Origin of the sequence: Comamonas odontotermitis, assembly GCF_020080045.1 — a bacterium.
Lineage (GTDB): Bacteria > Pseudomonadota > Gammaproteobacteria > Burkholderiales > Burkholderiaceae_C > Comamonas > Comamonas odontotermitis.
Window position 1 is genome coordinate 2,108,911 of the sequence record NZ_CP083451.1, and the last position, 13,144, is coordinate 2,122,054.

A 13,144-nucleotide genomic window follows, 5' to 3' on the forward strand; every position below is an offset into this window, starting at 1 on the left:
CTGTGCTAACAGCTGATAGCGGCTCTGGTCCCTCACCCCGACACCTGTAAACATACAAGCCGCTCTAAAGCCAAAGCTGGCAAAACGTCTCTCACACCATGCCTGGCGCGACGCGCCAGGCATCCCATCAAAAGCCCTGTGCTCAGAGCCTCCCCCGGCCCCAACGCGCTGTACCAGAGGCCTGGCGGCTCAAATGTCAGAGCAGAGAAGGGGCTAGCCAGCAGGCAGGCTATTGCGCCACCTGAAGCACTGCCAACTTGCCCCCTCGGGCGGGAGCGGCAGCCCCTGGCCGGACGCCCCTGGCCGGGCGTCCCTAGCCGGGCGCCCCAATTTTTCAACGGCCCATCAAAGTTTGTGTTGATGAGCCTCGGGCCCGATGACAAGCACTGGCTGCTATGAGTAGCCACCCATAACTGCTGCGAACACTGCGTCCTGCCACACCACTGTCTGCTGCCTCGCACCACTTCCGGTGCAACGGGTGCTTCACATCCCATTTCCGGCTGCGCTTTGCTGGCTGGGCATCACGGCTCTGGTCACCACCATGTGGCCGCAATGTTGCTAATTTCCTCGTAAGCATTTGATTATTCTGACGAGCTTAATCATAAGTAATTTTAAAAAATATTTGATTTAATAAATTAAACAGATTAATAATTATTTTATTGATGTAAAAAATCTATTAACAGAGTTTGATATAAAAAATTGAATATCGCGCCTTGATCTAAATCAATCTCTGTGCGGTGTCGTTGTTTCTGGAGCAGTCAGACATAAATTTGCAATCGAGTATCCATATTTAATATAAATTATTGAAGCTGAGTTAGGATAGATTTTTTTGAATTTGTTATAGGAAAAATAGATGGCTCGAATTGCCATTGACAATTTTTAGTTTTTTGAAAACCAATAGTATTTGTCAACTGTTGTTATTTTAAAAAATATAAATTAATTAGAAATTAAGTTTGAGACAAAAACTAGGAATGTGTAGCATTATTGAAGCATGTGTAATGCAGATGTTTCTAGAATGCATGATATTAAATGGTGTTTAGAGATGAATGCGAGTTGCGGCGAACATGACTAATTTTTTTAGAACATTGGGGTATATGCTAATTGGCATACTCCTCGCAGGGGGAGGGCAAGGGGCTTTCGCACGACAGGTGCTGATGCTGCCTGCCGTTATTACCGGTGGCAATGCAGAGTGTGTGGCTGCAATTGACGCTTTCGCCAATACGGAGGTCGAATTTGCGATGGTAGTGGGTGCAACCAATCTCATGCGCATGCCCGTGCTCGGGCGCGCCAATGCCATCTCGCAGACAACACCCGCCAGTGCGCCCGGTCCTTATAACTTGATGCAGGCGGCCTCTGCCAGCAGCGCAATCGACGACGCCAATGGGGCCATCATACAAAGCGCATTTGCCAACCGTTGAGCCAACTCCATTGGCTTTTATGTGGGTGGGTACTGGAAAGATGGTCGGGGTCATGATCTGATCCTGGCGTAAACAGGGCCATGTACGCCTTAATACAGGAGATTGATTTCAGTGATACCTGAACTGAATCCAGTTTTCTTTTTAAAGTATTGGTTGAATTCTTTGAATTTATTGAATTAATTCAGCCATTAAATCATCTTGGTACATTGATACAGGCGAATATGTATAAGAGGGAGGTTTAACAAATGCTTGCAAACACCAGGCTCGAGCTATTTTCAGAACTATGCATCCACGCACAAGAGCAGAGGCGGGCAAAAATATTGTCGGAAATAGGCATTGCCTCGTCAATTGAAGAGCGGTTTTCAATTCTCGTGATACTGCTGTATCCCAAAAATTACGGTCGATACAAGTCTATTCAACGAGACACCAATATCAATGCAATCCATTGGAATCATGTCGTTTTTAATCGACAGCAGCTTACCTCGGTAATGATTCAGGCTTTTGGCAAAAAATGGCCAGAACATGTTTATTGGATGATAACGGGCCAAAATGACAGCAACGTACCCAATAGCCATCCTTCATCGCTGATTGATGGATACCTGGAAGTGTGCGAAAAGCCGGTGATGAAGCGCTTTTTTTAATAGAGCGCAAGCCTGCTCTATGGTGTGCAGAAAAAATACTGGAAAAACCATACGATAAAACATAGGGTTGTTCGTAAAGGCAATTCCGTAATGCGGCAGGCTCGCAACCAGCTTTATGGGGGCGTTGCTGATCTTTATCTGAAAACCAAGCATAAAAAGTAATAGTCCAAGAGCCCTCGGGGTGCATCATGAAAAATAAATTATACGGGCCTTCAAATGGTTTCAGTTTCTGCCACCCATGCCATGACGGCTTCTGTATTTTCAGTATTGATTGTGTGCTTCGTGATTACTTGTATGTGTCCAAGTCTGTTTTCTGCTGCTGATGAAATCGCACCTTGCTTCGTTGATAACACATGCAAAGAGCATCATTAACCACCAACCTTTCGGTGAAATAAAATGAGCGCATTTTTATATTACTGCTTCCGGCAGATGCTGTTGCGCAAGCCCGCACGCAACAAATCATTGGAACGCATGCACTCCAGTGGGTTTTCCCCGCGCTCAGGTGTTTTTGAAACAGCAAAATGGCGGGGGGCGGTCAATCGCGCCTGGTCAACCGTTGGGGTTGCCGTGGTTTTTATGCTCATGGGCACGGCTGCGCAGGCTGCTGTTACGGTGAACAAGGCGTTTGCCCCCAGCTCCATGACGGCAGCGGGCACATCCACGCTCACCATCACACTGGCCAACACCGCTACCAGTGCAGCCGTCAGTGCAGCCGTTACCGATACGCTGCCCAGTGGCCTCACGGTGGCCTCGCCCAGCAACATAGCCACCACCTGCGGCGGTACCGTTTCTGCCACACCGGGCGGTAACAGCGTCAGCCTCACGGGCGGCACCATTCCGGCCAACGGCGTCACTTGCACGGTAACCGTCTCCGTCACCACCAGTGTCACCGGCAACTACACCAACACCATCCCTGCAGGGGCGCTGACTACTTCGCAGGGCAACAATGGCGCTGCTGCATCAGCAACGCTGGCCGTCATCACCCAACAACCGATCACTGGCAGTTGGGCGCTTACCAACACCAACGGGGGAGGCGGCTACCTCAAAGGCAACGGGCCTGCTTACAAATACACCGTAACGCTCAACAACCCCAATACGATGGCGCTCACCAACGCCGCAACCACCTTTACCTTGCCGGCACAGATTGCGTTTGCATCACCCAATAACCTCGCCACTACCTGCGGCGGCACCTTAACATCCACGGCTTCTTCCGGCACCTTGGCGGCGGGCACCATTCCTGCAAACGGGAGCTGCTCAATCTCCTTCGATGTCGTTGCGGCAACGCCCGGCAACATTTTCTGGGGAACAGTCAATTTAAGTATTGCTGCCAACAACATCACCACAGCGCAAGGCATCACGAATGCAGGGGGCATTGCGGGTGGGGTTGGGGTGGGAACCGGCGCGAATGTTGTCAAAGGCATCAGCCCCACCCCCATTCTCAGTGGTGGCACATCCACATTGACGCTGACATTTGCCTATTTGAATGTCGGCAGTACCTTGCCACTCAACCTGACGGATACCTTTCCTGCGGGCATGACGGTCGCTGCGCTCCCCAATATCTCCAACACCTGCGGGGGCTTGGTTACGGCGGTACCGGGCGGGGGCAGCGTGCAGCTTGCAGGGGGCTCGCTACCCGGCGTGGCAATCACGGCAGGTACTTACAACAGTTGCACTGTCAAGGTTGATATCACAGGTATCAACAATGGCGCCTCATGCACCTCGGCCAATGTGGTTTTGACGAATACGATTCCTGCAGGCAATTTCAGCGGCCTTACCTATCCCACGAGCTCGGCTGCGCTGACCGTGGTACCAACTCGGCCACTGTGCGGCTCCAGCAAATCGATTTCCAATTTCACCTACGCAGGCACGCCCATCGATATTGCTGGCAGTGTGCAGACCGTTACCATCACGCTGCGCAACCCTTTGGCGGTGCAAGATGTCGTTACCAGCCTGACTGACAACCTGACCAGTGGCCTTACCGTAGCAGCCAGCCCCGCACCCACCACGACTTGCGTGGGGGGCGTCATCACCGCCATCTCGGGGGCATCGTCGTTCTCGATGGTGGGTGGCATCATTCCAGCCTCCAACGGCACCACTTCAGGCTCTTGCACCGTCAGCGTGCCAGTCAATGTGCCGTTGAGTGCCTCCAATACCAATATCAACAATACCATCCCCATTGGCGGTATCACCACGGTCAATGGCAGCAACATCACGGCCATTGGCAGTGGCAACGTTCTTATCTATAGCCCCTTGCGTATTAGCAAAGGGCTCAACCCCAGCCAGGGGGCACCGGGTACCGTATCGCAGTTGACCATCGCCATCAACAATGGCAATGGTTTTACCAGCGGGCCGGCACTTTTCCCGCTCAGCAATATTACCGGTAGCGATACGTTGCCAGCCAATATGGTGGTGGCCACACCTTCGGCCCTGGCTACCACCTGCACGGGGGGCACGGTAACTGCCCCCGCAGGCGGAAGCACGGTCAGTTTCTCTGGCATCAACCTAGCTTTGAATGCCAACTGCACCATTACCCTCAATGTACAGGTGTCGCCCACTGCACCCGTGGGCACCATCACCAACACTATTGCATCCAATACCGTCACCACCAATGAGGGGCCCAGGAATACCACTATTCCTGTGGGGGCCGGATCTTTTGCCAACGGGTCCGCCGTTGCGGGCTTTGGCGTGGTCAATCCCAATGTCACCAATGTCACCGTCAACAAGACATTCTCGCCAGCCAATGTGGTGCTGGGCACGCCAAGCACGGTCAATATTCAGTTCATCAACACCAATGCCAGCAATATCACGCTGACTGGCGCGGCACTGACGGATGCCTTGCCCGCAGGCATGACGGTTGCCAGCCCGGCCTCTGCATCCTTTACCGGGGCAGGGTGTGGGGGCGCGTTTACCTTGTCAGCAACCCCGGGCGCATCTACAGCATCCCTGTCCGGGGCGCAGATCAATGCGGGAGCAACCTGTTCGCTCAAGTTCAACGTCGTCACCAATGCCGCAGGCAATGTGATCAACACGCTGCCAGCGGGGGCACTTACGTCAGCGCAAGGTATCAGCAATCTGCAACCTACGGTCGCAACGCTGGCGGTCAACGGCACGGCTGATCTGTCGATCAGCAAAACCGACAACCAAACCACCATGAGTACTGGCACCTCATCCACCTACCAGATTGTGGTGAGGAACCTCGGCCCCAACAATGTGGCAGGCGCCTTGGTGAGCGATACCCCGCCTGCAGGCATGACATTTACCAGCTGGACTTGCGCAGCAACTGCAGGGGCGACGTGCGGCGCTGCCTCGGGCAGCGGGGCCATCAGCGACACGATCAATATCAACGTGGGCAGCACTGTTACCTATACAGTCACCGCACAGATCCCGATCAACTTCAGCGGCACAACCGTCACCAACACGGCGACGGTAGATCAGCCCGGCTCGGTGGCAGACGCCAACCAGGCCAACAACACGGCCAGTGACACCGATACGGTCATCTCAGGTGTTGTTCTGAATTTGACAAAAGTCAAGTCACCTAACCCAACCACCTATACGCCGGGCGCCAATGCCACCTATACCATCACGGTACAGAATACCGGGCCAGCAAATGCGGGGCAGGTGAACCTTTCTGACACCTTGCCAGCAGGCGTTACGCTCACCGGCACACCTACCTGTACCGCCACAGGCACTGCAACTTGCGGCACGGTGGCGGGCTCCAGCGGTCAAACACAGTTCACGGTCTCTGGGGCTACCTTGCCATCGGCCAGCAGCGGCACGCTCACCTTCAATGTGCCAATCATGTTTGCATCCAACATGACCGCTCCGAGCATCGTCAACACGGTGACTGCCATCGATGCGCCCAGCCAGGCCACTGGTACGGCCAGCACGCCCAATACTCTGGTGCTGCCCAGTGCAGATATTTCTGTTGCAAAAAGCGGGCCACCTGCCGTGGTGCCTGGCGCGCCGATCCAGTACACCTTGCTGGTCGGCAATGCGGGCCCCACCGACGCCAACGGAACCAGTTTCAGCGATACCGTTCCGTCCACCATCACAGGGGTGGTGGCCACTTGCGGTAATCCTACAGGCGGTGCAGTATGCCCTGCTTCAGTGACGGTAACGGGCAATGCCATCAGCGGCACCGTTCCAACCCTGCCGGCAAACAGCTCCGTCACCATCACGGTAACGGGCACTACGTCGAGTAGCAATACGGCGCCCATCACCAACACGGCAACGGTCACATCTCCAGCCAATATGGCTGATCCCAATGTCGGCAACAACGCCAGCACTGCCACAACCGTGGCCGCTCCGGTCATCAGCATCAGCAAGGTTGCCGATGTTTCGACCCTGATACCCGGTGGAACGGTGCATTACACCGTAACCGTAAAAAGCCTCGGTCCGGCTGCAGCCAGCAACGTACTTGTGAGCGACCCGATGCCTGCGGGCATCACAGCCCAGAGCTGGAGCTGCGCAGCAGCAGGTGGGGCCACCTGCACGGCCAGCGGCACGGGAGCAGTTGCTGACACCATCGCTGCCTTCCCAGCCGGGGCCACTGCCACCTACACCATCACGGCCACGGTGAGCAATGCGCCGCCAGCAACTGTGACCAACACCGCAAGCAGCACACCCGGGGCGAACGGCGTGTGCGCGCCAGGCAACACGGCAGCGCCTTGCACGGCAGCGGTGACTCTGGGCTCGGCCCCGATCATCGAGGTGAGCAAGACCGCCAACACCACGGCTCTCGTGCCCGGTGGCACCGTCACCTACACCGTCACCGTCAGCAACACTGGTGCTTCGGCAGCGAACGACGTCCTTGTCACCGACCCGCAAGCGGGCGGCATCACCAGCCAGAGCTGGAGCTGCGCGGCCAGCGGCGGCGCAGCCTGCCCGCAGGCAAGCGGGGCAGGGGGCATCAACCAGACCGTTGTGCTCATGCCCACGGGCAGCTCGGTGACCTACACCATCACCGCTGTCATCAGCAACACCCCGCCCACCAATGTGAGCAACACGGCGGCTGCCATGCCCAGCGAGAGCGGCACCGTCTGCGGCCCCACCAACACGCCCGGCCCGTGCAGCGCCACGGCCAGCGTGCCGCCACTGCCGCAAGTCTCCGTCACCAAGAGCGCCAATGCCAGCACCGTCGTGGCCGGTGGCACCATCGTCTACACCATCGTGGTGAGCAACAGCGGCGTCATGCCAGCGAACAACACGGCAGTGAGCGACCCCATTCCTGCGGGCATCACCAGCCAAAGCTGGACCTGCACGGCCAGTGGGGGCGCGGCCTGCGCTGCCAGCGGAAGCGGAGCAGTGACCGACACCATTGCCGCATTCCCAGCGGGCAGCTTCGCCACCTACACCGTCACTGCCCAGGTCAGCGCCACGCCACCGGCGACCATCGGCAACACGGTCGTTGCCACCCCGCCAGCGGGCACCCTGTGCACGCCAGGCAATACGACATCACCTTGCAGCGCCTCGGCCGCCGTCTCGCCCAACCCGCAAATCTCGGTCGCCAAGAGCGTCGATGCGCCAACCATCACCCCTGGCGGCGTCGTGCACTACACCGTCTCTGTCACCAACAACGGCTCAGTTGCTGCAGACGGCACCACCGTGAGCGACCCGATTCCAGCGGGCATCACGGCCCAGAGCTGGACCTGCGCGGCGCAAGCGGGCGCCACCTGCACCACGAGCGGCACGGGGGCGATCAGCGACACCCTGGCTGTCTTCCCACCCGGCAGCCTCGTGACCTACACCGTCACCGCCACCGTGAGTGCCACGCCACCAGCCACCATTGCCAACACCGCAAGCGCCACGCCTTCTGGTGGGGGCACCTGCGCGCCGGGCAACACGGCCCCACCGTGCACAGCCACGGCCAGCAGCACACCGCTGCCGCAAGTGCAAATCAGCAAAACGGCGGGTACCAGCACCCTCATCCCGGGCGGCACCGTCACCTACACCGTCACTGTGAAGAACACCAGCGCCGTGGCAGCGGACGGCACCACCGTGAGCGACCCGATGCCTGCGGGCATCACAGCCCAGAGCTGGAGCTGCGCAGCAGCAGGCGGGGCCACCTGCACGGCCAGCGGCACGGGAGCAGTTGCTGACACCCTGGCTACCTTCCCAGCAGGCGCCACTGCCACCTACACCATCACGGCCACGGTGAGCAATGCGCCACCAGCAACTGTGACCAACACCGCCAGCAGCACACCTGGAGCCAACGGCGTATGCGCGCCGGGCAACACGGCAGCGCCTTGCACGGCAGCGGTGACGCTCGGCTCGGCCCCGATCATCGAGGTGAGCAAGACTGCCGACACTACCGTTCTGGCTCCTGGCAGCACGGTGCATTACACGGTCACCGTCAGCAACACGGGCTCTGTTGCCGCAGATGGGACCACGGTGAGCGATGCCGTCCCTGTCGGTATTGCCCAGCAAAGCTGGGCTTGCTCTGCCACGGGTGGAGCCACATGCACGGCCAGCGGCACTGGGGCGATCAGTGACACCATCACTACCTTCCCTGTAGGCGCTGTTGTCACCTATACGGTCACTGCCACGGTCAGCAGCGCGCCACCGGCGGCCATCACCAACACGGCAACCGTTACCCCATCTGGGGAAGGCGTGTGCGGGGTGGACATGAAGGCTGCCGCAATGAAGGCTTCGCAAGCGAAAGCTGCATCATTGAAGGCTCCGCCATGCACGGCGTCTGTCACCGGCAGTTCCACGCCACAACTGCAGATCACCAAGACGGCAGACCTGCAGACGGTCGCAGTGGGCGGCACGATCGAGTACACGGTCACGGTGATCAATGGCGGAAGCGTGCCAGCAGATGGCACGGTCATCAGTGATCCGATCCCCGAGGGCATTGCCAGCCAGCTGTGGACATGCAGAACCAGTGCAGGTGCCGTCTGCGCGGGCATTGGAAGCGGAGCCATCAGTGACACGATCACGAGCCTTCCTGTTGGCGGCTCGGTGGTCTACACGGTCACGGCAAAGGTGAGCTTCACAGCGCCCAAGACCATCACAAACGTAGCGACCATCACACCTCCAGCGGGTGGTAACTGCGCGCCATGCACGGCAAGCGCGGCTACTGCAGTGCAGCAGAACTCGACGCCTGCACCTGTGCCGGGGTTGGGGGCGTGGGGTGTGGGATGGATGCTGTTGTTATTGCCAATGGCTGCTGGCCTCGCCGCCCGCCGGCGGTCAACGAAGGCGTAGCGCAAGCTGGGTGCCACGGGCGCATAGGCCCGTGAGCGCCTACGCGTGCGGCTGGCTGGCCGCACGCCCGCCATAGCATACACCCGCATACACGCCGCTACCCGCAAGCCAAAGGCGTCGGCCCGTACAATACGCACATTTTCAGCAAGTTGCGCAGCATGGCTTATAGCGTCAAGGAAATCTTCTACACCCTGCAAGGGGAGGGTGCCAATGCGGGGCGCCCAGCGGTTTTTTGCCGGTTTGCGGGCTGCAACCTGTGGAGCGGTCGGGAAGAAGACCGCGCTGCAGCGGCGTGCAGGTTCTGCGACACCGATTTTGTGGGTACCGACGGAGAGGGGGGCGGCAAGTACCCGTCTGCCACCGAGCTCGCCGCTGCCATTGAGGCACATTGGCCATCAGAGAATGTTGACCGCCGTTTTGTTGTTCTCACGGGCGGAGAGCCTGCCTTGCAGGCGGATGCCGCCTTGGTCGCCGCTTTGCACGCAAAGGGCTTTTTCATTGCGATGGAGACGAATGGCACGCTCATGCCTCCAGAAGGTATTGATTGGCTATGCGTAAGCCCCAAGGCCAATAACGCGCTTGCCGTAGATGCAGGGCAGGAACTGAAGCTGGTTTATCCGCAAAACCATGTGGATCCCTCGAATTTCATTCATCTGAATTTCGACAGGTTCTATCTCCAGCCATTGGACGATTTCGAACAGCACAAGAATACTGCAGCCGCCATTGCCTATTGTCTTCAGCACCCGCGCTGGAATCTGAGCCTGCAGACGCACAAAATCACAGGAATACGATGAAGTACGAACTGAGCCAGAAGTTCATCTTTGAAGCCGCACATACACTCCACCGCACCGTGGACGCAGTCGGGAGCCGCCGGATACACGGACATACCTACCACGCCGAAATCACTTTGCGTGGCGAGCCATCGCAAGCATCAGGCATGCTGCAGGATCTGGGTGATGTGCGCCAGAAGATTGAGCGTGTTCGAAATGAGCTTGACCACCATTTTCTCGATGAGGTTCCCAATCTCGGCCCAGCCACCTTGGAAAACCTGTGCAAATACATCTACACCGGCCTGGTCGTGCATTGCCCTGATTTGATTGCCGTTTCAGTGGAGCGGCCTTCCAGTGGCGATAAATGTGTATTGCGCATGAATAATCTGCAGAACTCAAATTCAAATTGAAAATAATTTGATTTGATTTGATTTGATTTGATTTTTCCTGGCTGCATAAGCCGATCCGGTAAAAAGTGCCTGCTCGGCAGTTTCGGCTGAATGGCATTGCTGGCCGGTTGATGGAATGGTGAAGTCCACTCCCATCCTCTTGTTGATTTTTTCATTCAAAGCCATGAAAAATGGCTGTTAACAGGGTGAAAAATTGCCAAGATCACGCCTGCAGGGTTTGCTGAGGCAATGCAAAACAGAAACGCCCGATGTTGTTCCATCGGGCGTTTGCGGTTTCATCCATCAGAGGGTTCAGGCTACGCAGGCTTTTGCAACGCATTCAGCGACACAAGCCTGCCCGCCTGCTTGTTCTGGCAGTGCTCACGAAGCCAGAACTTCCACCAGATAACGGCGCTTGCCAGTTTCATCCACCTCAACTTCGCGGCCATGGATGTCGGACTCAAAGCCGGGTACCTGGACATCCTGTTCTTCGGCAATCTGCAGGTATTGGAAGATGGCATCTGCCTTTTCGTTGTAGCGCTCGCCAGGCATGATGAGTGGAATGCCTGGGGGATAGGGCACCAGCATGGTAGCCGCGATGCGCCCCTTGAGCTTTTTGACTTCCACCTTCTCGACCTTGCCCTGCACCAGCAGGTTGTAGGCCTCTGCCGGGATCATGGCCATGTCGGGTTGCTCGACGTACATCTCGCGCATGACCTTGGGCACATCGTGGCTCACATTGAACTGGTGCAGGCGGTCGCACAGGTCACGCAGCCCCGTGTCGGCATAGACCTGCGGGTAGCTCTCCACCAGGTCAGGCAGTACCTGCGCCAGTGGCGTATTGGCCTCGTAGTGCTGCTTGAAGCTCATCAGTTCCGCCACCAGGGTTCCCCACTTGCCCTTGGTGATGCCCATGGAGAACAGCACCAGCAGCGAGTAGAGGTTGGTTTTTTCGACCACGATGCCGCGCGTCCACAGGAACTTGCTGACCACGCTGGCAGGGATGCCCTGTTTGTCCATGCGCCCGTCCATGTCCAGCCCAGGCATGGTGAGGGTGACCTTGATAGGGTCGATCATGACAAAGTCGTCGCTCAGCTTGTCAAAGCCGTGCCACTGGGCTTCGGGGCGCAGTTGCCAGTCCTTGGCCTGGGCAGGTGGAATGTGGGATGAGGATTTGCGCAGCTGCTTGGCCACGGGCTCGGGCTGCCAGACCTTGAACCACCAGTCTTTCTTGTCCAGGTCGGATTCGATCTGCAGCATGGCGCGGCGAAACGCGAGGGATTCATCGTGCATTTCCTGCACCAGTGATTCACCGGCAGCGCCTTCCATCATCTTGGAGGCCACATCGCAGGCCGCAATCACCGGGTACAGCGGGCTGGTGGAGGTGTGCATCATGAAGGCTTCGTTGAAGCGCCCCATGTCGAGCTTGCGTTTGCGGCTGTCACGCACATGCACCATGGATGCCTGCGAAAACGCCGCCAGCAGTTTGTGGGTGGAATGGGTGGTGAAGACGATGGCATCCTGCTCACGCGGCTTGCCCTTGGCCATGCCGTAGTAGTGCTCGTAGAACGGATGGAAGGCGGCGTAGGCGTACCAGGCTTCGTCAAAGTGCAGAAAATCGACGGCACTGCCAATTTTCTTGGCAATCTTCTCGGCGTTGTAGCAAAGGCCGTCATAGGTGGAGTTGGTCACCACCGCAATGCGCAGCTTGGCGCCGTTTTTCATGGCTTGCGCGGCAAGCGGCACCTGTGCGATACGCGCCTGCATGGCCTTGGGCGAGAACTGGTCTTCGCTGATCGGCCCGATGATGCCGTGCGCATTTCGGCTCGGCGAGAAGTACACGGGAATGGCTCCCGTCATGATCAGCGAGTGCAGCAGTGACTTGTGGCAGTTGCGATCCACAAACACCACATCGCCGCGCGCCACCGTACCATGCCAGACGATCTTGTTGGCCGTGGAGGTGCCGTTGGTCACGAAGAAGGTATGGTCGGAGCCGAAGTTCCTGGCGGCGTCGGCCTCTGCCTCCCGTATGGGGCCGCTGTGGTCGAGGAGGGAGCCCAGCTCTGGCACAGAGATCGAGAGATCGCTGCGCAGGGTGTTTTCACCATAGTACTGGTGGAAGGCTCGGCCCACCGACGATTTGGTGAAGGCCACGCCGCCCGCATGCCCCGGCGTGTACCAGGAGTAGTTGGACTTGGCCGTGTGCTTGATCAGTGCCTTGAAGAAGGGCGGCAGCAGGTGCTCCATGTACTCTTCGGCCGCACGCATCACCTGCCGCGCGATGAAGCTCTTGGTGTCTTCGAACAGGTAGAAATAGCCGCGCGCATATTTCACGAGGTTGGTCGGCACCTTCTCCACCGAACCTCGCTCGCCATAAAAGAACACCGGCAGGTGGGGGTGGCGCGCCAGGTTGTCTTCCAGCAGATCCTGAATCTTGCGGAACTGTTCCTCGGCATCCTCATGTGCGTCGATGGAGATCAGGACTGCGGAGGCTGCCAGATAGGTGCGTGCAGCCACCCGCGCATCATCGAGCGTGAGATTGGCCATCACACGCTGGTTTGCGTTCTCCAGCTCTTCGGCCAGGGCGCGGATGATGCTGCCGCGCAGGCGGGGCGAGTCGAACTCGCTGTCGATAATGACGGTTGGATAGTCCAGGGCTTTGAAAAACATCTTCAGGCTCCGTTGTGATGAATTCGAAAAGGTTCAAGGGAGACAAATCC

Annotated in this window: 7 protein-coding genes; 5 read left to right on the forward strand and 2 right to left on the reverse strand. The window is 57.7% G+C overall.

What is annotated here, in order from left to right; genetic code table 11:
- Positions 1-1,064 precede the first annotated feature (1,064 nt).
- The 5 genes from LAD35_RS09800 to LAD35_RS09820 all read left to right on the forward strand — a co-directional run bounded on the left by LAD35_RS09800 (position 1,065) and on the right by LAD35_RS09820 (position 10,445).
- On the forward strand, positions 1,065-1,418 hold the full coding sequence (locus LAD35_RS09800; RefSeq protein ID WP_224152484.1) for a hypothetical protein: 354 nt from the start codon (positions 1,065-1,067) through the stop codon (positions 1,416-1,418).
- Positions 1,419-1,663: 245 nt separating this feature from the next.
- Positions 1,664-2,059, forward strand: a complete 396-nt coding sequence (locus LAD35_RS09805; protein WP_224152485.1) for a hypothetical protein — start codon at positions 1,664-1,666, stop codon at positions 2,057-2,059.
- Between the two features lie 576 nt (positions 2,060-2,635).
- Positions 2,636-9,265, forward strand: coding sequence for a DUF7933 domain-containing protein (locus LAD35_RS09810; RefSeq protein WP_224152632.1), 6,630 nt, complete (start codon positions 2,636-2,638; stop codon positions 9,263-9,265).
- A 158-nt stretch (positions 9,266-9,423) separates the two neighbouring features.
- Entirely contained in the window at positions 9,424-10,059 is a 636-nt protein-coding gene (gene queE / locus LAD35_RS09815; RefSeq protein WP_224152486.1) for a 7-carboxy-7-deazaguanine synthase, read from the forward strand.
- Positions 10,056-10,445: a 6-pyruvoyl trahydropterin synthase family protein gene (locus LAD35_RS09820; RefSeq protein WP_224152487.1), complete on the forward strand. Its 390-nt coding sequence runs from the start codon at positions 10,056-10,058 to the stop codon at positions 10,443-10,445. Before queE ends, LAD35_RS09820 begins: the two co-directional genes overlap by 4 nt.
- Here LAD35_RS09820 and LAD35_RS09825 read toward each other — a convergent pair.
- Together LAD35_RS09825 and LAD35_RS09830 are read right to left on the reverse strand one after the other, a co-directional pair.
- Positions 10,437-10,610: a hypothetical protein gene (locus LAD35_RS09825; protein ID WP_224152488.1), complete on the reverse strand. Its 174-nt coding sequence runs from the start codon at positions 10,608-10,610 to the stop codon at positions 10,437-10,439. The genes LAD35_RS09820 and LAD35_RS09825 overlap by 9 nt on opposite strands.
- Positions 10,611-10,805: 195 nt before the next feature.
- Complete coding sequence (locus LAD35_RS09830) at positions 10,806-13,094, reverse strand: Orn/Lys/Arg family decarboxylase (RefSeq protein WP_224152489.1); 2,289 nt, start codon at positions 13,092-13,094, stop codon at positions 10,806-10,808.
- Positions 13,095-13,144: the final 50 nt, after the last annotated feature.